Below are 26,378 nucleotides of genomic sequence, written 5' to 3'. Positions count from 1 at the left end.
AAACCCCCTTTTAGGGAGTCCATGGCATTTGCATCACGAACGGTTTCTTGCCAACCCGGCTATTGAAGATGACTCCACGCGTGGATTTGAATAGTTTGAGGTCATTTTCATTGGCAAAGGTGGCATTGCCATCGGTGATCCATTGTTGGACACCGTTGAAGTTGTAAAGGAAGTGCGTGTTATACCCTTCCACCGGGTGAGGTGGTGCACCCGTATCGTACCCTTCGGTGTGGATGCCTGTATCGCCTTTCCAAATGAGGAACCGGTCCGAAGCCGAACTGGTGCGTGCGCCAGTGAATCCATTGGCCACCGTCATCACGCGCTCGTTCGGACTTTGATCGATCGGCCAGCCACCACCCAGGTAGTTATTGCCCACGTTTAAGACGACGGCAAAGTCGTTGGAGCGCACGATGCCAACAAAGCTCATCACGAGTGAATTGTTACGCGGATGAACATAAAACGCCCCGGCCTCACCAGGTCCCAGGATGCGGGTGCTGGCATCGGCCTGCGTGGCGTCGCCTTCCAATACCCAGCGCAACTGGCCGGAGACCACCGTGAGGTAGATGATGTCATAAGAATTAGCGACTGGGTTATAGAACATCAGCCGGTCACCCTGCTCAGAATTGGAACCTGAGACGAAGTAGTTTTTCGGGAACAGATCATTCAGGGTCCAATGAGTGCGCAGGACGATGCGGTCTCCCACCAGGCTCGCGGGAAGTGTAGCCTGGGTATTCCGCGCCGGATTAATTTCCACCACCACTGAAGCAGCGTTGCTGGCGCTCTCATCCACCTCATAGCGGTGCCCTTCATTGTCCCCCTCGGTGATTTCAAGGAAGGCAGGATGCGTAGCACTGAGCACTGAGTTCAGGCTGACTGCGCCCGTCGTAGTCGCCACAGTGATGACATTCCCCTGCACACTTGCAATCACACCGCTGAAGAGCTCCGGCTTCAGATGAGGCATGGTGAAGGTTTCACACTGCACAGGGAACTCGCGGCGGGTCCAGCCGAAGGTCTCCGTCGTGTTGGAAACTCCTTGGCGGGTGACCTTCAGCCTCAGGAAACCATGATCTGCACCAAAGAAGGTCGGATCTGTCTCCACACTGGTGAATAACACCTTTTCCATGCAATTACCCACCGGGGTGATCACAGGAGTCATCGTCGAAAGCACCCAGCCGCCAGGGGACTGGCTCAGCTCTGGAAGGACCTCGAGTGCATAGGTGACATCCGTCTGGCCACCACCTTTGCGGCGGACATAATAGGCCTCCACATGGTCGGTCTCAGGATTCAGATAAACCGTAAGCGGTGACTCCTGCAGACCGCTGTCTGCCGCTAGATTCAGAGCGTATTCCAGCAGGTTGCCATAAGTGTCTCCATCGGCATTCTGACCGGCACCATTCTGGCCGCCGAGAGGATGCACGGACTGCCAGGAGGCAAAGTCAGGCGGTGGCCCGCTGGCAAAGCCGAAGTCAATCGTGAGATCCGTATTGGTATCGGCAGCATTGTCCTGGTCTGCGCGCGTTCCATTTTCTCCCGTCGAATCATGTGGCTCAGTGCCAGCAGCGAGGGTGAAGACACTGGAACTGATGCCAGTGACTCCAGGGTTGCTGGAATCAATGCCATTTTCATCATCCAGGTCATCCACGCCATTGTCTGTGCCTGCGCCTGGGATGGAGAAACGACCTGCCAGAGCTGCGCCATTGGCAAATTGGCTGGCAGGAATGTGGACAAAGTAGGTGCCCGGACGCTGATTGCTGAACAGGTAATTGCCACCGGAAGTGCTGACCGTGGTCGCGACAGGAATACTGGCACCTGGGGTATCACCCTGGTTGTAGAGATTCAAAGTCACACCGCTGACGCCTTCACCTGGCTCGGCGAGGCCATTGCAGTTGCTATCCGCAAAGACCAGGTTCCCGACTCCGACCGTGGCAACAAAGCCGAAGCCAATGCTCGTATCGCTTTCACCATAGCTCAGTGTGATGAGAGGACTGCGCGTAGCCGCACCGGCCCCATTCTGGTTGCCATTGTCATCACCATGCTGGCCGTTATCAGCCAAGTCTGTATTGGATGAAGAGACAGGCGCAGCAGCAGGCGGTGTATTGATCCGCACACGATACAAAGCTGAGCCTAGATCAGTAAACTCGTAGCGGCCCTCCTCATCAGTCACTGTCGTGCCGACCACGGAGCCATTGAGCAATGTCAGCGTGACGGTGATACCTTCGATACCCGTTTCACCGGAATCCTGGAGACCATTGTCGTTACTGTCATTCCAGACCGTACCACCCAGCGTGGCAGGGCGATAGAGTCCTGCGTCCCATGAACCGTCGGTTTCCACATCATCAATTGTGGTCCTTGCGGTCCGGCCCGTGAGCGGATCTGCATCGCTGTCCACATTGTCATTACCGCCCTGGTCCTGCTTGGTGAATGCGAAACCATCAGGCAGATCAAACTGCACAAAGTAATCCCCTGGAGCGAGTCCTGTGAATGTATAGAATCCACTGCCGTCGGTCACAGTGCTGATGCCCATAGGAGTTCCCGAACCATTGAGCAGGTAAACGGTCACGCCGCCGATGCCGAGTTCATTCGGATCTTGCAGCCCGTTATGATTGCGGTCTTCCCACACACGGTCGCCAAGCGTCGGCCCGGAGAGCACGTTGATCACCTGGATGTCGGAGCTGTCGTGGTCGCCCAGGGCACCATTAAGTTCATCGTCCACGATGGTGCCCGCATTGCTGCTGAGAGCATCGTAAGCGCCATCGGCATCTCCCGTTTGTGGGTTGACCGCCACATTGGTGATGCCATTACGGGCGGAGAAAATCTCCGCGTAATTTTGCAATTCACCGGTGCTGCTGCCCGCACGGACCGTGATGTTCACGATGCTGCTGGTTCCAGGAAGAAGCGGTCCGGCAATGGTGCGCAGGGCCATGCCTGGAGGGATGGAAGCCCAGGAGGAATCCACGAGGCTGAAGCCAGTGGGCAGGATGTCCACAAGGCCGATTTGCGTCGCCGGGATGGTCCCCTGGTTAAAGACCTCGATGGAGAAGGTCACCAGGTCACCAGGACGGATGCTGCCGGTCTGGCTAGGAGCCAAGCGCTTCTGCAAGGCCAGGTCAAAACGGTCTGGCTGGCCGACGGTGATCGCCACGCAATCACTGTCATCTTCATCGGGTTCCACCGCGCCGCAGCAGCCGCTGTCGCCAGTGCTGTTATTAAACACACTGTCAGCGTCCGTCGCAGGCAGACCACGCTCATCCAAGGCCGCAGCGATCTCCGCACAATTGTTAATGGTGGTGCCAGGGATCACATTATCACCGACGATGAAGCTGACTTTGATCACCTGTGTCTCACCCGCAGCCAGCGGACCCGCCAGGGTGTGGCTGAGGGTGCCGTTGCCTTCGTCTGTCCAATCAGCAACGCATTCTGGAGCCAGGGACAGACCTGTCGGGACATAGTCATTGACCTGGATCTCCGTCACAGACTGGCCGCTGTCATTCGTGACCTCGATATCGTAGCTCACCTTCTGGCCAGGTGCCGGGGTCGAATTCTGCCCAGCACTCAAGGATTTGCGCAGCGAGAGATCCACTTTCTCAGGCTCCAAAACATTCACTGGCTCACTATCGGAATCATCCTGGTCAAAGGATTCGTTGTTGATGGCATCGTTGGTGACCACTCCATCATTCCCCAGAATATCATCCGGCGTGCTGTCTGCATCGGTGGTGATGATGACACCGTTTGGCCCCGCTGCTTCAAAGGATGCGATCTCAGCATCATTGATGAGCGTGGTGTTCGGTTCAGCATCATCCGTCACTGTCAGAGTAATATCAGTTACTGCACTGGCACCAGCGGCAAGCGGACCGGCGAGGGTGATGGAAGCAAGCTCAGGCTGCTCCAGTGTCCAGAAGGCATTGTCCGCCTGTTCAAAGACCAGACCTTCCGGGAGGTAATCCACCAATTTGATCTGGGATGCCGGAAGGACACCCTGATTGAAGACTTCGAGTCGATAACTCACTTTGTCTCCAGGGCGCACACCGCTCACTTGCCCAGGTTTCAGGCTCTTGCGCAGAGCCAGATCGGCACGGCCTGCGGCATTGACACTGACGAGAGCAAAGTCACTGTCGTCCTCATCAAAGAAGGCGTTGTTGATCTCGTTGTCGGTCATCAATCCGTCATTAGTCGCATTGGTGTCCGCCACACTGTCCGTATCAGTGGCGATGTTTCCATCCACGTCACGGGCTGAGCTGATCTCCGCCACGTTGCGCAGCTCACCAGCAGCCGTGTTGTTACCTACCTTCAGGCGGATGGGCAACTGGACGCTTGCCCCAGGAGCCAGTGTAAAGAGGCTTCCAAAGCTGCCAGTCGCGGTGCCGTTGCCATTGTCAGTCCAGTTCGCATCCGCCAGGGTCATGCCCGAAGGCAGATAGTCGGTGACTTGAATGGACTTGGCACTGACTGAGCCTTGGTTAAAGACTTCGAGGGTGTAGTTCACGAAGTCGCCGGCATTGACCGTGGTGCTTTGGCCAAGCGCCAGCGTTTTGCGCAAAGCCAAGTCAAAGATGCCTGGAGGCTGCACAGTGAAGGTGGCGAAGTCCGCATCATCCTGGTCGCCATTTTCATTGTTGATGGCGTCATTTGTGGGCACGCCATCATTGTTTGGATTGTTATCCATCACGGAATCGTGATCCGTCACCGCCTGCGCGCTGGTGTTGTAAGCGGCACTGATTTCCGCGCGGTTGGTGATGGTCGCATTGGCTGTCGCAGTGGCACTGAGACGTGCCGTGAGCGTGATGCGCACCGACTGACCTGCGGAGATCGGGCCATAGATGGTGGTGGCCACCTGCCCAGGCAAGGTGCTGAACCACTCTTCATCTTCCAGTGTGAGGCTCGAAGGCAGATAGTCTGTGATGACCACATTTTGAGCTGTGACGGTGCCTTGGTTGAAGACCTCGAATTCAAAAGTCACCAGTCCATTGCGGGCCACGCTGCTGCTTTGTCCCTCAGCCAACTTCTTGCGAAGAGCGAGGTCAAAGATGGCAGGTGCATTGACGTGGAAGACCGCACCATCGTGGTCATCCTGATCACTGTTTTCGTTGTTGATGGCATCATCAACAGACGGACCATCGTTGCTAGGAGAGTTGTCAGGCGTGCTGTCAGCATCCGCACGGTTGCCGCCATTCACATCCACATAGGATTGGATTTCTGCATGGTTGGTCATGTCCAGCGGACCGACCACGTTGGCGTTCACGCGCAGGATGATCGGCAGGATGACACTGGTTCCTGGCTGCAACGGCTGATTCAGCAGTGTGGTCGCCGTGTTACCGGTACCAGCGGTCCAACGCAGGTCATTCAGCGTCATGTCCGATGGGATATAATCCACCACACGCACGCTATAGGCAGGCTCGGTGCCCTGGTTGAAGACTTCAATATTGAAGCTGACGTTATCCCCCGGATTCACAGACTGGGCCTGATTCACAGCCAGCGATTTGCGCAGGGCAAGATCCCAGACACCTGGAGGCAGGATGACGATATCTGCCTGGTCGTGGTCGTCTTCGTCACCATTGTTGTTATACAGTTCGTCATCATCCACCAGGCCATCATTGCCAGGGAGGCTGTCCGCAGTGCTGTCCACATCTGCGATGTCGGCACCATCCGGATCTTTAGTGCCCGTGATTTCTGCGAAGTTATGCAGGGTCTGGCCTTCCGCAGAAAGCGCGACGGTGTAAGTGATGCTGACCATGTGGGACTGGCCAGGCTGCACAGGATGAATAATGAGTCCCGTGGCCGTGCCGTTCGACTGGGCCACCCAGTTTGGCGAAAGGGCAGCGTCCAGAACCAGACCCGTCGGGGTATAATCCACGAGGGTGATGTTGTTTACGGCGATATCCCCTTGATTGAACACTTCAATCGAGAATGTCACCTTGCTGCCAGTGCGCACCGGATTGGCCTGACCCGCAGCCAGGGTCTTGCGCAGGGCCAGATCATACTTCGGATAATAGAAGCCAAAGTCCACGCTGAGGTTCGTGTTTGTATCCACGTCACCATCGGTCACAGGCTCGCTATTATTCAACAATGTGACGGACAAGCTCTGCACATAATCTTCGCCCAGCATCTCCACGCCATTGCTGTCTTTGTTGTTATCATTGTCAGGATCAACACCGCCAATGGTCGGTTCCAAACCTGCTGGAGGGGTAACGCGGATGATGTAATCCCCCGGTGCCAGATTGCCAAATAGGTAAGCTCCATCGCTACCAGTCGTCTGGTAAGGCACCAAGTTGCCTTCGTAATCGCGAGCAGGTGTCATGTTCGCAAAGAACAGTTCCACTCGTGCCAGAGCGATGCCTGGTTCACCCAGATCTTGGAGTCCATCATGATCCTGATCCAGCCAGACAAAGTCGCCCACGCTGACAGGAGGATTGATGTAACCCGCATCCCAAGTCATGTCGTTTTCACCCGCCACCAACGTGGTGGTCACGGTGCGGCCTGTAGAAGCATCCACATCGCTGTCCAGGCTGTCATTGCCACCCAAATCCAGTTGGGTGATGAGCGCACCATCAATGAGTTCAACCGGGAATCCGAGGCTGTAAGTCCCAGGTTGCAGATCCACGAAGGCATAGTAACCCAGCCCGTCCGTGATGTCGGTGCCGATGGCCGTGCCAGTGCTGTTATACAGCGTCACCCGCACACCACTGATGCCAGGTTCATTCACATCCTGGATGCCGTCGCGGTCCAGGTCACGCCAGACTCGGTCACCGAGGCTCGCAAAAGGTGTGTAGTAACCGGCATCCCATGTCGGATCATTTTCACCCGCCACCAGTTGTGTCAAAGCGGAGCGGCCCGTCGTCTGTGAGACATCGCTATCCAGAGTATCATCCGAGCCCGCATTGGCTGGGCTGAGCGTGAGGCCATCATTCAAGCTGGTGGCCACACCAATGTAGTATTCACCAGGCAGGAGATCATGGAAGGAGTAATAACCCGTTCCATCCGTGCTATCAGTCCCCACGGCCGTGCCTTGAGCATTATAGAGAGTGACCACCACTCCCACGATGCCCGGTTCGCCAGGCTGCTGGATGCCATCACGGTTCAGGTCATGCCATACAAAATTGCCCAGGCTGGCATGAGGAGAAGTATATCCGGCGTCCCATGAAGGATCATTTTCACCCGCCACAAGCGTCGTTACAACCGTGCGACCAGTGCTGCTATCGGCATCGCTGTCCAAGGCATCGTCACCACCGAGGTCCGTGCCTGTTAACACATAACCAGGTTGGATACCGGTAGGGAAGCCCACACTGTAATCTCCAGGCTGGAGATCAAGGAAGGCATAATAACCTTCCCCGTTCGTGACATCCGTTCCCACGGCAATCCCGTTGCTATCATAAAGGGTGACAGTGACATTCGCGATACCCGGTTCCCCAGACTGCTGGCTGCCATCGCGATTGAGGTCTAACCAGACAAAATCCCCCAGCGATGCCAAAGGCGAATAATAACCGGCATCAAGGTCTTCGTTCACCTCGCTACCTGCCAATGTGACATCGGCACTGCGGCCTGTCAGCGTATCCGCATCGCTGTCCGTGGACTCCGTGCCCAGGCCTTCAGCAGTCAGCGAATAGCTGCCATGAATGACCTGCGGGAAGCCCACACTGTAAGTCCCTGCCATCAAATCCATGAACCAATAGTATCCTTCACCATCGGTCACATCCGTGCCGACCGCGGTGCCTGTGCTGTCAAAGAGAGTCACCGGAATGCCAGCGATGCCAGGCTCATTGCCATCCTGGATACCGTCACGATTGAGATCCAACCACACGCGGTTTCCAAGAGCGGCCAGTGGTGTATAATAACCTGCGTCCCAGCTCGAATCGTGCTCGCCATCGCTGAGTGTGATCACTGGAGTCCGCCCACTTCCCGTATTGGCATCGCTGTCCAGTTCATCGTCACCTGCGGCCAGATCTGGAGTGCCCAGCATCGCTCCACCAGAGACGCCCAGCGGGAATTCCACCCGGTAGTCACCTGGGGTAAGCCCGCTAAAGCGGTAGTAGCCTGTCCCGTCAGTCACAGCCGTGCCGATCCTGACATTGCTGCTGTTGAGCAAATACACTGTCGCACCGGCGATTCCTGGTTCACCTGCATCCTGTTCACCATCACGGTCCAGATCCATCCAGACAAAATTTCCGATGGAGCCGAGCGGAGAAATATAACCGGCATCAATCGTCGGATTGTTTTGACCGGCGACAAGAACCACGTTGGCAGTAATGCCGGTCGTGGCATTCGCATTGCTGTCCGTGGCCGTGGCTCCAGAGGTCGCTGTGGTCAGGGTATAACCACCATTGTTGAGTGAAACAGGGAACTGCACCCCATACGTGCCCGGCTGTAGATCGCTGAAGCTATAGAAACCCGTGCCGTCGGTGATGGTGGTGCCGATCGGCGTACCGCTGCCATCCAGCAAAGTCACGGTGACACTGGCAATGCCAGGTTCAGATGGCTGCTGCTGGCCATCTTTGTTTATATCTTCCCACACGAAGTTACCCAGGCTCGCCAGGGGTGAGGTGTAGCCCGCATCCCAGTCGGGACCATTTTCGCCTTGAGCCAGTGTGATCACCTGCGTGCGGCCGGTGGTCGTGCTGGCATCACTGTCGGAAAAGTCACTGCCTTGATTCTGAGTCGTCAGCACATTGCTGCCGACAGTCAGCGGGAAGCCGATGCTATAAGTGCCTGGCTGCAAGTTAATGAAACTGTAGAAACCGATGCCATTGGTCGTGGTCGTGCCGATCGCCACACCACCGCTGTCATAAAGCGTCACAATGACATTCTCGATACCGGGTTCTCCCCCATCCTGCTGACCATTGCGATTCAGATCCTTCCAGACAAAGTCCCCGATGCTGATAAACGGTGAAACATAACCCGCATCCACGGTCGGGTTATGCTCGCTCACACTCAGGGTCACATTATCCGTGAGGCCTGTATTGATGTTCGCATCACTGTCCGTCGCATCTGCACCTTGGTTGGCACTCGTCACCACACTGCCATCTGCCAGCGTGGCCGGGAATTGCACGGCATAGGTGCCAGGCTGCAAATCTTCAAAGAGGTAATAACCCACTCCATCCGTCACCTGCGTACCGATGGCTGTGCCTGCACTGTTCAGCAGTGTCACGGTGACGCCAGCAATGCCCGGCTCACCGCCATCCTGCTGGCCGTTACGGTTGAGATCCATCCAGACATAGTCACCCAAAGAAGCCAGCGGATTGTAGAACCCTGCGTCGAGAGTCATGTTATTGTCACCTGCGGCAAGCGCCACATTCAGGGTCCGGCCCGTGGTTGTGTCCGCATCGCTGTCAGCCGCATCATTGCCACCTTGATCCAAAGGTGAAAGCACCAGATTTCCCACATTCACGGGGAACTGCACGGCATAATCTCCAGGCTGCAAGCTGGTGAAAAGATAGTAACCTGTAGCATTAGTCGTCGTGCTGCCAACGGCTGCGCCACTGTCATCCAGCAAGGTCACGGTGACACCTTCCAGGCCGGGTTCTCCGGCATCCTGCACACCATCTTCATCCCGGTCGTTCCAGACAAAATTCCCCAACGTGGCAAGCAGCGAGTAATAACCTGCATCCCAGGTGAGATCATTTTGGCCGGCAACAAGGGTCACCGCGATTGTCCGTCCAGTCGTGACACTGGCATCACTGTCGCTGGCATCAGAACCCACATCCGCAGTTGTCAGCACATCGCTGCCAACGGTCAGCGGGAAGCCGACGCTGTAATCTCCTGGCTGAAGATCAGTAAAGGTATAGAAGCCAATGGCATCCGTGGTCGTCGTCCCCACAGCATCTCCGTTGTCATCATAAAGCGTGACAGTCACGCCCTGAATACCAGGCTCGCCGCCATCCTGCTGACCATTACGGTCGGCATCAAACCAGACGAAATTGCCGAGCGACGCCAGGGGTGACAGGTAGCCCGCATCCACCGTTAAAAGAGTCTCCGCAGCCGAAAGAGTCACATTGGCGGTTCTGCCCGTAGCAGTGTCTGCATCACTGTCAGCGGCATCATCGCCACCTTCATCCGCACTGCTCAGCACCAGGTCGCCACCATTCAAGCTGACAGGGAACTGCACCGCATAATCCCCAGGCTGAAGGTCGGTAAACAAATAGAACCCTGTTGCATCCGTCAGCGTGCTGCCGATGGCAGTGCCCACGCTATCCAGCAGTGTCACCGTCACTCCTTGAATGCCTGGCTCACCCGCATCCTGCACACCATCCCGGTCGGCATCGTTCCACACAAAGTTGCCCAACGTGGCCAGCGGCGACACATATCCTGCATCCACTGTTCCATCATGAGTCGCGGCGACGAGTGTGACATTGGCCGTTTGACCCGTCGTGGTATTGGCATCGCTGTCAGTCGTATCATCACCGCCCAGATTTGCGGAGGTCAAAACAAGGTCGCCTAATTCCAGCGAGGCTGGGAAGCGCACTCCGTAAGTCCCAGGCTGAAGCTCCGTGAAGACATAGTAGCCCACCGCATCCGTCGTCGTGCTACCAATAGCGACTCCGCTGCTATTCAGGAGCAGGACAGGCACTCCCTGGATGCCTGGCTCGCCAGATTCCTGCACGCCATCCTTGTCCAAATCCAGCCAGACATAATCACCCAATGAAGCGAGCGGTGAAACATACCCGGCATCAAAGTCCGCATAGTTTTGACCATCCGTTAGAACCACAGTCGCAGTGCGTCCTGTGCCAGCATCCGCATCACTGTCTGCCGTATCCACCACTGCATCCGCTGTGGTGAGCACGTGCCCATTGCCCAGGCCGGTTGGGAAACCGATGCTGTAAGTGCCAGGCTGCAATTCGGTGAAGTGGTAGAAGCCCAAGCTGTTTGTCGTGGTCGTGCCCACGAGTACACCCAGGTTGTTGTAAAGGTTAACCGTCACGCCCTCAATGCCCGGTTCGCCTGCATCCTGTTCACCATCGCGGTTCAGATCCGACCACACAAAATCTCCGATGCTCGCGTAAGGAGATGAATACCCCGCATCAATGTCCGGGTTATGCTCTCCAGCAGTCAAAGTCACTGCGGCAGTGCGGCCTGTCGAGGTCACTGGATCACTGTCCGTATTCGTGGCACCTTGCAGCGAAGCGGTCAGCACACTGTCATCCCCCAGAGTCGTCGGGAAGCCAACACTGTAAACGCCTGGATCAAGCAGGCCGAAGTGGTAATAACCAACACCATTCGTTGTCGTGGTGCCGATTGCGGTGCCTGCATTGTCATACAGCACCACTGTCACACCTTCGATGCCTGGCTCATTTGCATCCTGCTGGAAATTACGGTTCAGATCCATCCAGACATAATCACCCATGCTGGCTTTCGGTGAGATATACCCAGCATCCCAAGACGGATCATTCTGACCGGCCACCAGGGTGATGGACGTCGTCTGCCCTGTGCCCGTATTGGCATCACTGTCACTGATGTCCGCACCGCTGTTCGCCTCGGCGAGCACATAAGAATCGTTGTTTAACGACACTGGGAAAACCAGGGAATAAACACCCGGCTGCAGACCGCTGAAGTTATAAAATCCGGTCGCATCCGTGGTCGTCGTGCCGATGGCTGCACCACCGTTATCCAGCAAAGTCACCGTTACTCCGGCGATGCCAGGTTCATTGATGTCCTGCTGCCAGTTCTTGTTCACGTCCTCCCACACAAAGTTACCCAGGCTGGCCAGTGGTGAATAATACCCGGCATCCCAGGACACATCATTTTCACCTGCCACCAGGGTCGTTTCAATCGTCCTGCCCGTTCCAGCATTGGCATCACTGTCCGTCACGTCCGCACCGGCATCTGCCGTTGTGAGCAGATCGGAGCCATGGCTGATTGGGAAACCCAGGCTATAATCGCCAGGTTGAAGATCCGTAAAACGATAGACGCCTAATGCATCCGTCGTCGTGCTTCCCACCGCTGTATCACTGTCATCATACAGCGTGACCATCACTCCCTGGACCCCAGGTTCACCGCCATCCTGCTGACCGTTGCGATTGAGATCCAGCCAGACAAAGTCACCCAAAGAGGCAAACGGAGAGTAGTAACCAGCATCGAGAGTGAGATTATTTTCAGCAGCAACCAAGGTCACATCCACAGTGCGGCCCGTCCCAGCATCGGCATCGCTATCTGTCACATCATTGCCGCCTGCATCCACAGGTGAAAGCACAAGACTGCCCACCGTCAGCGGGAACTGCACGGCATAGGTCCCCGGCTGCAAACCGGTAAACTGATAAGCACCCAAAGCATCCGTCGTGGTCGTGCCGACGGTATTGCCAAAGCTGTCAATCAGCGTCACGGTCACGCCCTGAAGACCCGCTTCACCAGCATCCTGCACACCATCACGGTCCGCGTCACTCCAGACAAAATTTCCCAGGGAAGCCAAGGGTGAAACATAGCCGGCATCCAGGCTGGAATCATTTACCCCAGCCGCCAGTGTCACCACGACGGTCTGGCCGGTGATCGTATCCGCATCGCTGTCCAGAGCATCATCTCCACCAGCATCCACCGTGCTGAGCACGAGATCTCCCTCATCCAGACTAGAGGGGAACTGCACGGCATAATCACCGGGTTGCAGCTCTGTAAAGACATAATAACCCGTGGCATCCGTCTGCGTGCTGCCGATCACCGTACCGGCACCATCCAGCAAGTACACAGTGACTCCCTGGATGCCCGGTTCGCCAGGATCCTGCACACCATCACGATTCGTATCGCTCCAGACAAAGTTGCCCAATGAGGCCAGAGGAGAGGTATAACCAGCATCCAGCGTCGCATTGTTAGCGGCCGCAGCCAGCGTCACATTGGCCGTGATTCCAGTCGTGCTGTCTGCATCACTGTCAGCCGCATCATTGCCGCCCTGGTCAGTGGTTGTCAGCACAAGATCTCCCACGCTGCCAGGGAACTGCACCGCATAGGTGCCCGGCTGTAGCTCCGTGAAAACATAGTATCCGACCGCATTCGTCGTCGTGCTGCCGATCGCCGTGCCGCTGCTGTCCAGCAAGGTCACAGGCACTCCCTGGATGCCGGGTTCACCCGCATCCTGCACTCCATCCTTATCCAGATCCAGCCAGACATAATCACCCAGCGAAGCCAGCGGTGAAACATAGCCCGCATCGAAGTCAGGATAGTTTTGTCCGGAGGTCAGGACAATCGTCGGCGTACGTCCGGTCGTGGTATTGGCGTCACTGTCTGCGATGTCTGCCGCATTGTCCGCAAGCGTCAGCACATAATCATTACCCAAGGAAACAGGGAACCCGATGTTGTAGGTTCCAGGCTGCAAATCACCAAAGTGATAATAACCCACGCTGTCCGTCGTCGTCGTGCCCACGAGCACATTGAGGTTATTGTAAAGATTGACGCTGACTCCTTCGATCCCCGGTTCACCCGCATCTTGGAAACCGTCACGGTCCAGATCCTTCCACACATAGTCACCCAGGGAGGCCAGCGGCGAAACATATCCTGCATCAATGGTGCCGTTGTATTCACCACCGGTCAGGATCACCGTGCCAGTGCGTCCGGTCGAAGTGATCGGATTACTATCGGTGCCTGTTGCCCCTTGCAGTGAGGCAGTCAGCACGGCTTCGTTAGGCAGTTCAGTTGGGAACCCAACGCTGTAAGTTCCTGCTTCAAGCTCACCGAAATGGTAGTACCCCACACCATTCGTTGTCGTCGTTCCAACGAGTGTACCCGTGCTATTATAAAGCTGAACGATCACCCCTTCGATGCCGGGTTCACCCGCATCCTGCTGGAAATTGCGGTTCAGATCCATCCAGACAAAATTCCCCAGCGAAGCCTTGGTCGAGATAAAGCCAAAGTCGATGGTCACATTGTTATCTCCAGCAGCAAGGGTCACTGCGGGGCTTCTGCCAGTGCTGGTATTGCCATCACTGTCCGTAGCATCCACGCCGCCTTGATCCGCCGCCCCGAGAATTTTGCTATCCGTCAGTGTCGCAGGTACACCCACACTGTAGGTCCCTGGATCCAGATCCCAGAAGCTGTAGAAACCAATCGCATTCGTGGTCGTCGTGCCGATGGCCACACCACTGTTATTGTAAAGCGTGACAATGACATTTTCGATCCCTGGCTCCCCGGCATCCTGCACACCATCGCGATCCAGATCATGCCACACGAAATTGCCCAAAGCCGCTTTCGGGCTGTAGTAGCCTGCATCCAGATCCACATAGTTCTGCCCCGCAGTCAGCGTCACGCTGGCGGTGCGTCCAGTGCTGACATTGGCATCATTATCTTGGGCTTCCGTGCCGATACCTGCCTGGGTGATCAGCAGTCCAGGATTCAGTGTCGTCGGGAATCCGACCGAATAGTCTCCAGGTTGCAGTCCAGTGAAGACATAATAACCCACCGCATTGGTTGGGGTCGTTCCCACGGCCGTGCCACCATCGTCATAAAGAGTGACCATGACATTTTCGATGCCGGGTTCACCCACATCCTGCACACCATCACGGTCGAGATCCAGCCAGACAAAATTACCCAGAGAGGCCAGCGGCGATGTATATCCTGCATCGATAGACGGGTTAGACTCACCGGCTGCCAGAGTCACCACCACCGTGAGCCCTGTGGCTACATCCGCATCGCTGTCAGTGCCATCCGTGCCACCTTGATCCAGGCCCGTGAGCACCAGATTACCCCCATTGAGGTTCGCCGGGAATTGCACCCGATAATCTCCAGGAGCGAGATTCAAGAATTCATAGAAACCGGTGCCGTCTGTGATGGTCGTACCGATCACCACATCATTTTCATCAAGCAGCGTGACTGTCACACCCGCGATGCCCGGCTCACCTGCATCCTGGACGCCATCGCGATCCAGATCCTGCCAAACGAAGTCGCCCAGGCTGGCTCTGGAATCGATATACCCCGCATCCCAGGTGCTGTCATTTTCACCTGCAACAAGCGTCGTCGCAATCGTCCGTCCCGTGCTCGCAGTGGCATCACTATCAATGCCGTCTGCAGCATTGTTAGCTGTGGTCAGCAGCAGGCCAGCCCCTGCATTCAGAGGGAATCCAATGCTATAGGTGCCTGGTTGCAGACCGGTGAATGCATAGTACCCCGTCGCATCCGTAGCTGTGCTGCCGATCGCCTCGCCTGCGCTGTCATACAAGGTGACGACGATTCCCGCGATGCCCGGTTCGCCTGCCTCTTGCGCACCATCCTGATCCAAATCTAGCCAGACGTAATTACCCAGGGAAGCGAGTCCCGAGCTATAACCTGCATCCAGGGTGATATCGCTTTCACCAGCAGCCAGCGTGACGTTTGGAGTGATGCCCGTGGTAGCATTGGCGTCGCTGTCCAATGTGTCATCACCGCCTTGGTTCGCGGCACCAAGCACAGAGTCTGCACCAGTCGTGGTCGGAAATTGCACGGCATAGGTGCCAGGCTGCAAATCAGTAAAGGTGTAGAAACCGGTGGCATCGGTCGTGGTCGTCCCAATCGCCGAACCACCATTGTCAAGCAAGGTCACGATCACTCCTTGGATGCCTGGCTCACCGGCATCCTGGATGCCATCGCGATTCAGATCCTGCCAGACATAGTTGCCCAAAGAAGCGAGCAATGGTGTCACATACCCAGCATCCAGATCAGGATAGTTTTGCCCCGCTGTCAGCGTCACATTCGCCGTGATGCCAGTGCTTGTATCCGCATCGCTGCCCGTGGCCTGAGCCCCCTGCCCTGTCTGCGTCAGTGTGGCGGATGTCCCCAATGTGGACGGGAACTGCACCGCATACGTTCCTGGCTGCAAGTCCGTGAAGTTATAGTAGCCCACACCATTCGTGGTCGTCGTGCCAATGGCAGTGCCTGTGCTATTGAGCAAAGTCACCGTCACTCCAGCGATGCCCGGCTCACCTGCATCCTGCACACCATCTGCATCCAGGTCGTTCCAGACAAAGTCACCCAGGCTGGCCAGAGGTGAAACGTAACCAGCATCCCAAGTCACATCATTTTCACCTTCAGCAAGCGTCGTCGTTACGGTTAGGCCCGTAGTCGTATCCGCATCGCTGTCCACACCGTCCGCCGCACTGTTAGCTGTGGTTAGCACCAGGCCCTGAGCAATCACTCCAGGGAAGCCAACGCCATACGTACCGGGAGCCAGTTCCGTAAAGCTGTAGAAACCCAGACCATTGGTGGTCGTGCTGCCGATGGCGATTCCAGTGCTGTTATATAGAGTCACCGTCACCCCTTCAATGCCAGGCTCACCAGCATCCTGGCGACCATTACGATCGAGATCCTTCCACACAAAATCACCCAGGCTGGCCTTGGTGGAGCGATAGCCCGCATCCAGTGTTGGGTTATGCTCACCAGCCGCCAGAGTCACATTGGCGGTGCGGCCCGTGCCTGTGTTGGCATTGCTGTCGGTGCTTGTCGTTCCTTGCAGGGCCGTTGTCAGCACCTGGCCGTCAGGAAGAGTGGTCGGGAAACCGACTCCGTAAGTCCCTGCGGTCAGATCAGTGAACTGATACCAGCCCACACCATTGGTTGTCGTCGTGCCGACTGCTGTGCCGCCACTGTCATAGAGTGTGACAATCACGCCTTCGATTCCTGGCTCATTCGCATCCTGCACACCATCACTGTCTAGATCCAGCCAGACAAAATCACCCAGGCTGGCTTTGTTGCTGATGAACCCAAAGTCAATCGTCGTGTTATTCTCCCCAGCCGTCAAAGTCACCAACGGACTGCGTCCTGTAGAAACGTTGCCATCACTGTCCGTTGCATCCGTGCCGATCTGGTCAGCCGCTCCTAGAAGCAACCCATCCGGCAGCGTCGTCGGCACTCCCACAGAATAGGAACCCGGATCCAGATCCCAGAAGTTGTAGAAGCCCACCGCATTGGTCGTCGTTGTTCCAATGGCCGTGCCAGAGCTGTTGTAGAGTGTCACGATGACATTCTCAATGCCGGGTTCTCCCACCTGCTGCACACCATCGCGGTTCAGATCCTTCCAGACAAAATCCCCGAGGCTGGCTTTCGGCGAATGATAACCTGCATCCAATGACGTGTTATTTTCACCTGAAACCAGGGTCACATTCGCTGTCCGGCCCGTGCTGGTATTGGCATCTGTATCCGTCAAATCAGAACCGACATTGGCCGTGGAAAGAACGCCCGTCGGAGTCAGTGTCGCCGGGAAACCGACACTGTATGTCCCCGGTGCCAGACCTGTGAATGTATAGAAGCCCACGGCATTCGTCGTCGTCGTGCCTATCGCCGTCCCACCGCTGTTATACAGAGTGACGATGACATTCTCAATGCCGGGTTCTCCTGCGTCTTGGACACCATCACGATCCAGGTCCTTCCAGACAAAGTTACCCAGGGAGGCTGGCTGATAAAAACCACTGTCCAATGTCTGGTCACTGCCTGCTCCCGCCAGCACACTGCTTTGCGCCGTTAGGCCATTGCTGTCATTCGCGGTGGTGCTTCCGCTCGCATTCACGGCCGTGGCGGTCCATCCTGCTGGCGGGCTAAAGCGCACCGTATATTGACCTGGAGGCAGGTCCGTAAAGGTATAAAGGCCGGTGCTAGTGGTCACCACAGGAGCAATGGCTGCCCCATTGATATTCGTGGTGACCTGTGTCGTACCCGCCGCGTTATAGAGAGTCACCGTAGCACCGGCGAGTCCGTTTTCGCCCCCATCCTGGATGCCATCACCGTCACTGTCCTGCCAGACAAAGTTACCCACAGAAACGGGCTGCACAAAGCCGCTGTCCAGAGTCAGGTCGGACTGACCGCTCGCCAGTACACTGCTCAGCGCACTGAGTCCGTTGCTGTCATTGGCTGTGGTGCTGCCCGCTGCATTGATCAGGGTCGGCGCATAACCTCCAGGTGGGGTAAACCTCACCATATACTGGCCCTGTGGTAGATTGGTGAAGCTATAAAGCCCGGAGGATGTCGTCACGAAAGGAGTGATGGCACCGCCCAAAAGATTCGTCGTGACCGGTGTGGTGCCTGTCGCATCATAAAGAGTCACCGTCACACCGGCGAGCCCTGCCTCGCCTCCCTCCTTGATGCCATTGTAAGTGCTGTCGATCCAGACCGCATCTCCGACGCTCACGGGTTGGGCGAATCCAAAGTCCACGGTGAGATCCGTTTTGGCGTCACCAGAAGCATTGTCGCTATTAGCCAGTACGCCGATCTCTGTTCCTGCATCCACGGGGGCCGTGCCCAGATTCACAGTCACGGTTGCCAGGATGCCATTGGTGGCTGGAGCGGTATTATCCACGCCTTTCTCACCCGTATTATCGTCTTCACCCGCACCGTTGGTGCCCGGTATCGAATAATACTGATGCAGAGGGAAGCCGCTGGCGAACTGCGAGGCCGGGACCCGCACAATATATGTTCCCGGAGTCAAATTCGGGAAACCATAGATCCCGGTCACTCCGCTCACCGTGGAAGTCACAGCTGTGGCAATAGGGCGTGTGGCCAGTGACTGCCCGCTTTCAAAAAGTTCCACCGTTACCCCATTGAGGCCTTCCCCGGTGTTATACACGCCGTTGCCATTGGTATCGATGAACACAACGTTGCCAATACCCACCAGTTCAGTTTCGCTCCAGAAACCGAAGTCAATGGTCAGGTTCACGTCAGAATCATAAGGATCATCGGAGGTGTTCAGATACCCCACTTCATACCCCGCATCTGTCGGCTGGCCACCCAGTGCCAGCACCACCGGATCACTGCGGATCCCCGTCGTCGCAAAGGTCACACTGTCGAGACCGTCATCGCCATTGTCATCATCACGAAGATAACCCGGTGTTCCACCAATAGACACCAACCCATCCAGCGGAGCCGCAGGATTGAAGCTCGCCGGAGGAAGAAACACAAAGTAGGTTCCTGGAGACAGATTGCTGAACAGATAAGTCCCGTCCATCACAGTCGTAGTGGTGGCCACAGCCGTGGCCGTCAAAGGATCGTCACCCTGTGTGAAGAGCTGAACAGTCACGCCGTTCACCCCTTCCCCGACATCATACCCGCCATCATTGTCCAAGTCATGGAAGATCACATTGCCGACGGCGATGGGTTTGATGAAACCAAAGTCCACCGTCAGGTTGCCATTATCATCATCCGCATTGAGGCCGTCAGGCGTGCCTCCGCCATCGGCAGTTGGCTCCGTATTAGGTGCCAGAGTAAACCGAGGGCTGGTCGTCGTATGGCTGCGCACCACAGTGCCGTTGCTGTCCGTGTTGCTCGCATCCGCATCAGGATCCAGGCCTCCGGTAGCAGTGATGTATCCCTGCCCGGATGCGACGCTGACACTGATGTTGTAATCCCTTGGCAGCAGGTTGATGAATTCATACTGGCCGCTGCCTCCAGTCGTCTGGATCGCCACCGTATCACGATAGGCATCCAGTGAGCGCGTGGTGCCTGCATCATTGTAAAGAGTCAGCGTCGCGCCGCTGATCCCCGGCTCGCCTCCGTCTTGCTGGCCATCTTTGTCCTCATCAAACCAGACCAAATTCCCCACAGAAACGAGATCAGGCAGGTTCGGCACAAAGCCGATGTCCACGGTCATGTTGCCATCGCTGTCAGTGCCAGCACCTGCTCCAGGCGTCTGGTTATCCCCGGTCGGCTCAAGAGCAGTGTTTAAAGTGAAAGGCAGTGTTTTCACCACGCCTGGTGTCTCGTAATAACCATTGCTGTCACCTGTGACGTCATCATCCGGATCGTTGCCCGTCGGTGTTGTCAAAATGTAATAAGATGGAGGTGTGACTCCGATCACATACTCCCCTGGCGGCAGGTTCGTGAATTCATACTTGCCCGTGTTTGGCGTCGTGATGTCCGCCACCTGCGTGCCGCTGATGTTATTCGCACGCGTGGTACCGTCAGCCATATATAGCCGCACCACAGCTCCTGGCAGGCCGTTCTCTCCGACGTTCTGAATTCCGTTCGGGGTGCCCGTTCCGTCACGTTTGTCGATCCAGATATAGTTCCCCACAGAAACAGGACGGATGAGACCAAAGTCCACCGTCATGTCATTGTCACCGGAGGCAAGTGTCACCGTCGCACTGCGGATGACACCGCTCACCAAACTGCCATTGTTGTCCGTATCACTGGCGTTCGTGTCAGGATCACCACCATTGACGGGAGTGATGAAGTGCCCCGTTGGAGCTGTCACTTCCACATAATAATCCCCCGGCAGGAGATCCTGGAAAGTATAGATGCCGGTCCCGCCCGTCGTCACCGCCGCCACAAGATTTAAGTGTGAATCGCGGGCAGGAGAGCCATCTGCATATCGTAGCCGCACCACAGCCCCGGATACCGCAGGCTCACCTGCATCCTGAGTGCCGTTTCCGTTCCGGTCTAACCAGATATAGTTTCCAAGTGATGCCACCTGCCCAGGGATGGGCACAAAACCAAAGTCGTTGGTCATATTGCCATCCGCATCAATGCCGGATGTCTGGCTGTCACTTGTCGGCTCAGCGTCCAGAGTCAGCGTGATGGCTGCACTCTTTGAAGCAGGACCGACTCCATCAATCACCCCATTATTATCATTGGCGATGTTGTTATCAGGATCTCCACCATTCACTCCTGTAGGAATGTAATTGGAGGGCGGTGTTACCCGCACCACATAATCGGTTCCTGTGACGACCTCTCCGCCAGGGAGCGTATTGCTCAAATCACTCGGCATCAATCCGGTGAATTCATAGCGCCCCTCAGCCGCCGTGATTTGTGCTGCCACCACGTTACCATACGCATCCGTCACCGGCGTCACTCCATCATTCTTGAAAAGCTCCACCGTGGATCCGGGCAAAGGATTCTCAACCCCATCTTGCAGGCCGTTCCCTGTTGTCGCGGGACTGCCTAACGTACTATCCACCCACACATAATTGCCCAGACTTGAGGCCCGGATCTCCACCCCGGCTTTAATCGGCTCGGAGGGAGAAATCACATTGTCATCATTGGCGTTCTTTGCCGCATAGGCAAAACTGTTCCAGGATACCTCCCCTGGATCCGCATCTGCGCCAGCACGCGCTGGAGTGTGAAATTCCAACCGGTCCAGAGGGTTCAGCACAAGTGCACCAAAGTCATACCGGATGGTGCGCACCAGGCTCCAGTCCATCCCTGCACCGGCCACCATCCAGTTAGGTGGCTCACTGCCCACAGGAGCAGGCCCTGTGGAGATTTCAGGAAAGAGCTCGGGACGTTCCGGATTGGTGGAATTGCTGTAGGTGATCGAGATGTTAACGATTTCATCCGAATACGTCTGTGTTCCCGTATCCCAGCGACGCACCGTGGCCGTGGTCGGAAGCGCATCATCCAGATTCATCGTGAATTGCGAACTCCGGCCCTCATCAATCGTCAATACTCCCGTATCCCCGATGTGTGGCAGAATATCATAGACCACCAGTTCATGCACCGGTTGGTTCCCCGGATTGAAAAGCTGATGGCGGTAGTCCACCGTTCCCAGCGGCAGAGTCTTGCCACGGATCGGGAACTTTGAATACACCGTGTCCAGATAACCCAGAACCATCTTTTCAGAATCAAGTCCGGCAAGCTCAAACACCGTATAGGTTGCACTCCCGCTGACAAAGGTCTCGGTGACATCGCCATCCTGATCCAGATCCAGTGTATCCGCAATCGGCGTCGCATCATCCGGATGCATGGGGCCGTTGGCAAAGTCAGACATCACCGCCAGATTAGTCCCCACCGTACCAGAGGCTACCCCCGGCTGCACTTGGGCCTGCAAAGTCACAACGGCTGATTCTCCCACAGGAATAGAACCCGAGAAATTCAACCTGACCAGCGTCTGGTCGGGCAGGAAATCCGGTGTGATGGTTGGCGGAGACATTGTAAATCCACTCGGGGCGCTTGCCAGGGTAATGGATCCCGGATCCAGGGTCACGGTCGCGGGCAGCAGATCAATAATCTCGGGATTCGTCAGAACTTCCGTTGCTGCGGCAGTGTTGTTGATCGTGATCGTATAAGTCAGGATATCGGTTGGCTGCGGCACCACATTGCTCACTGTTTTCACCACCGATGGACGCGGGCGACCTTCACGCACCGTGTTGGACGATGAGACTGGGGTGCTGGATGGCACACCTTCAAAGGTATAGTTCACCGTTGCGACATTGGTGATCGCCTTGCTCTGCACCGTATTGTCCGGCGTTTCATACACCACAAGACCGTTGTCGGAGATCGTATAGCTATTGCCATCGCGGTCAGGGGAACGGAACTGACCGTATAAACGGATGGCGTCATTGGCGAAGCCCACGCCGACGTCACTGTACGTTAGGCGCACTTGAGTCACCACATCAGTCACGGGTACCAGTGGCGGCCCCAGATTCACCACGGCAGAGCTTGAAGTCACAGCAAAGGGAGACCCCGGCACCTCCACATACACAGGATTGTCCTGGGTCAGGATCTCCAACTTCACGTTCGTCGCACCACCGTAGGCGGTGTCATACCCCGTTTGGATGCTGGATGGGAAAAATTCCGGCGGCAGCACATCTTCCACCACCACATCGTTCAGCGCGGAAGAGCCCGTATTTGAGATATAGATGTTATAATAAGTCGGGTCAAAATTCAGAGCTGGCGTGCTCGAAAACAAGCTCTTGTTGGAAGACATGCTCGCCGCGCCGCCACCCAAAGTAAGGGGCACCGAATCACTCACGGAAACCTGGCTTAAACCCACGGGTGTTCCCGTAGCCGTCACATTATTCGTCACCACTTGGTTGGGTGAAAAACTCCCTGCCGGGTATGCAACTCGCAGCAGGTAGCTGACCGATTCACCCGCATTCAGCGTTCCCATATTCCACGTCACCGTATTGGGTCCACTGTTATGCGTACCTGAACCAGCCGGAATGATCTCACGCAGCACCGCACCAGCAGGCAGGGTATCCGTCAGAGTAGCACTGTTGATGTTCAGCGTTCCATTCGCAGTGCCATTGCTGACCGTCACCCGATAGATCACTTCCCCGTCGTAGGCACCACCGGCCACGATTTCTTTTGTGGTTTCGAGACTTGTCACAGCGACCGATGTCAGGTTAGTCGTTTTTGAACTCGGCGGATCCCCATCGGCTGTAAAAACAGGAGTGATGGCCACTGTCTGCCCCGTGGGGGTCACCCCGGCTGGAAAACCCACGCAAATTCGCACCGTTCCGGTCGATCCCGCTGGCAAAGGATCCACAAAGATAAAACTGGCCACTCTGGTGAGTGGATTATAAACCGTGCCCGTCGTATGAACCGAGCCTGTCAGCGTCACATCTGAAACATTATCGCCAGCCAAGGGACTTGGGATAGGAACATTGATGACTGCATTCACCGCATTTTGAAGCGTGGATGCATTTCTATACTTGATGTCCAAGCACCGCGTCTCACCGATTAACACGGTAGCAGTTCCACTAGCCAGCTTAACTTCTGTAATTTCCACAGCCGCATTGGCCGCGCTGCTGAAAAGAGTGACGAGTCCCAGGACACACCAAGCCAGCAAATATTTATACATTCCCGAAGCAAGTTTGAAATTCACTAAGCCCTTTCTCATGGCGTCCTCTGATTGCCTGACAGCCGTCATCACGCTTCCTTTCATCTTCTCTTCCCGATTCTGTGAGCTGCGGGAGACCATCTCCGACGAGATCGCCCCCTGTTCTTGAGAGGATGTTTTGAAATTCATATGCATTTTGCCCAAATGAATGGATATATTTATCAGAAATACCAGAAACATCCGCCACCACTGGACTTCTGCAAAACAATATTTCATTCAATCTGACAATTATTGTCTTTTGACTTCCAGGCAACGCCACGATTTAAGCCAAGATTTTAATCTTTATAATTTTTTTGATTATTAAAATGATTTTATATAAACAATACGCTGCATTTACAGTAAAGAAGACTCACCCCAAAACCCATTTATTTTTAATGAGTATTAAATTTTTGAAATATAACGTGCCACCGCTTCTAACCGGGACTTGATTTGAATGGACCAAACCACCTTTCTATCTCACTACCTTGTGCAATAGTAGAATTCCTCAGATGAGAGGTCAGGTTGAAAAGCGTCATCAAATTCGCCGCTTGTGAAATTTTTCACAAATTCGGGTTGCCCCTATCCCAGCGGCTCCGATAATCGCCCAAACACTCGTTTTACTGCCCATGTCTGCTCCAGCCGCCGCCGCCTCCCCCACCGCGCCTCCACCAGTTGATTTGGTGAATGTGCAAATCGACGGTGTCTGGCTTAAATTTCCCAAGGGCACCCGCATGATCGAAGCCTGCAAGCAGGCCAAGAAAGAAGTGCCTCACTACTGCTACCACCCCAAGCTTTCCAGCCCCGGCAACTGCCGCATGTGTCTGGTGGAAATGGGTATGCCTCCACGCCCCGCACCTGGCCAGGAAGCTGAGAAAGACGAACACGGCATGCCCAAGATTGGCTGGATGCCCCGTCCGGTCATCGCTTGTGCTAACACCGTGGCTGAGGGCATGGGCATTCGCACCGAATCCGTCCTCACCCAGGAATGCCGCAAAGGGGTGATGGAGTTTCTCCTCATCAACCATCCCCTCGACTGCCCCATCTGTGATCAGGCAGGCGAATGCCGACTCCAGGAATTCAGCGTCGAGCACGGCAAAGGCGAAAGCCGCTTCCGCGAAAACAAGGTCAAGAAGCCAAAGAATGTGGACATTGGGCCTCGCGTCCGTCTGGATGATGAACGCTGCATCATGTGCAGCCGCTGTATTCGCTTTACTGCCGAGATCGCTGACGATCCAGTCCTTGGCTTCACCGAGCGCGGCAGCCATACCACCCTGGCCGTGCATCCAGGCAAGCGTTTAGAGAACAATTACTCGCTCAACACGGTGGACATCTGTCCCGTGGGTGCCCTCACCTCCAATGACTTCCGCTTCCAGCAGCGCGTCTGGTTCCTCAGCGAGACCAACAGCATTTGCACCGGTTGCGGTCGCGGTTGCAACATGGAAATCGGTGCCCGTGGTGATACCATCTACCGCCAGACACCTCGTGACAACAACGACGTCAATTCCTCCTGGATGTGTGACCGTGGCCGTCTCGACTTTCACTTTGTGAACAGCGAGTACCGCCTCACCGATCCTCTTCTCAAATCAGGCGGCAAGCACGAGATCTCCACCTGGAAGAAAACCATCCAGGCCGTCGCCGCAGGTCTCTCGGGAATCAAAGGTGATGAGATTGCCATCATCGCCAGCGCGCGCATGACCAATGAAGAACTCTTCTTCGTCCGGCAGCTCGCCCGCGTTCTCGGCACCGAAAATGTCGATGTCATTCCACGCATCGGTGAGGGCGACAACTATCTCTCCGCTGCTGATAAAAATGCCAACACCCTGGGTGTCCGGCAGATTCTCGAAATTGAACCCGGCAGCCGCATCGCTGGCATTACAGAACTCATGAGCCGTGGTCGCCTGCGTGCCGTTCTGGCTCTCGGTGAAAATCTGCTGAAGGTAGGTTTCGAGCGTCGGGATCTGGAAAAAATCGGCTTCCTGACCACTCTGCACGTGTTGGCCAATGCCACCGCCGAGCTCTCTCACGCCGTTCTCCCTGGCACATCCTATGCCGAAACACGCGGCAGCATGATCAACGTCACTGGCCGCCTCCAGCGCCTGAACAAAGCCGTCAATCCTCCAGGCAACGCTCGCGACACCTGGGAAATCCTGCGCGACCTCGTCGTCGCCTGCGGTGGGTCCAACGGTCTTTACAGCGCTGAAGACGTCTTCAAATGCCTGGCCAATGACATCCCTGCTTTCAATGGTTTGACCTTTGCCAAAATTGGCGATCAGGGCATCCCGCTCATTGAAACTGACGAAAAAATCCCTCTGCTTGAGCGTGAAAAAGAGCGCAAAGCCAAGGGCATCATCGTCGGATAATCAGGATGAGGATTCATCTCGGGCGCAGTTCACTGTGCCTGCTTTTGATGGCTACCTTGTGTTAGCTTGAAGTAAACGCTCACGCCTTACCTCAGGTCCAGAGGGATGCGCAGCTCGGAAATCCAGACAGGGTCCTTTCGCCCAGATCCTTCCGTTTTTTTAGCCACCCGTATTTTAAAGCTCCCGCAGTGCTTCAATCGCTCAACCACGTCAGCACAAGCTGAAACGTTCGTCGCCGCATTGGAATTCTCCCCTTGCTTGGGTTGATAAAGATATTCGGTTCCAGAGACGCTGAAGATTAAAACACCGGCCATTGCATCAAGCTGCATATCCTTGACATCCACGATGTAAATGTCCTTCCATTCCAATTTTTCCGCCTCGGCCAAAGGTTCCTTTGGAGGTTGCACCTCACTGGCGGGGGTGGCTGGCTTCGGCAGAGTCTGTGCGCTTATTGGACGAAGCGCTCCTGAGAAGGCGACCGCCAATAAGCAAACGCACTTCAGTGTCATGTAGCTCGTTTTCATACATTCGGTCATGTCGGCAAGACTCAGCAA

The 26,378-nt window shown here is 55.7% G+C and carries 3 protein-coding genes; 1 reads left to right on the top strand and 2 read right to left on the bottom strand.

Annotated elements, in window-relative coordinates:
* Nucleotides 1-10 precede the first annotated feature (10 nt).
* Nucleotides 11-23,446: an SdrD B-like domain-containing protein gene (locus tag EI77_RS07235; RefSeq protein ID WP_208300297.1), complete on the bottom strand. Its 23,436-nt coding sequence runs from the start codon at nucleotides 23,444-23,446 to the stop codon at nucleotides 11-13.
* A gap of 644 nt (nucleotides 23,447-24,090) precedes the next feature.
* Here EI77_RS07235 and EI77_RS07230 point away from each other — a divergent pair.
* Nucleotides 24,091-25,824: an NADH-quinone oxidoreductase subunit G gene (locus tag EI77_RS07230; RefSeq protein ID WP_133794160.1), complete on the top strand. Its 1,734-nt coding sequence runs from the start codon at nucleotides 24,091-24,093 to the stop codon at nucleotides 25,822-25,824.
* Between the two features lie 86 nt (nucleotides 25,825-25,910).
* On the opposite strand, the gene EI77_RS07225 is transcribed toward EI77_RS07230, so the two are convergent.
* Nucleotides 25,911-26,348: a hypothetical protein gene (locus EI77_RS07225; protein WP_133794158.1), complete on the bottom strand. Its 438-nt coding sequence runs from the start codon at nucleotides 26,346-26,348 to the stop codon at nucleotides 25,911-25,913.
* Nucleotides 26,349-26,378 lie beyond the last annotated feature (30 nt).

The organism is Prosthecobacter fusiformis (assembly GCF_004364345.1).
In the GTDB taxonomy this organism is placed as follows: Bacteria; Verrucomicrobiota; Verrucomicrobiia; order Verrucomicrobiales; family Verrucomicrobiaceae; genus Prosthecobacter; species Prosthecobacter fusiformis.
Note: the sequence above shows the minus strand (reverse complement) of the source record. Positions and strands in the feature narration are given on the sequence as shown.

Bases quoted from the DNA above. Each gene is read 5' to 3' on its own strand.
- EI77_RS07235 (WP_208300297.1), bottom strand. From the start codon at position 23,446: ATGTATAAATATTTGCTGGCTTGGTGTGTCCTGGGACTCGTCACTCTT.
- EI77_RS07230 (WP_133794160.1), top strand. From the start codon at position 24,091: ATGTCTGCTCCAGCCGCCGCCGCCTCCCCCACCGCGCCTCCACCAGTT.
- EI77_RS07225 (WP_133794158.1), bottom strand. From the start codon at position 26,348: ATGAAAACGAGCTACATGACACTGAAGTGCGTTTGCTTATTGGCGGTC.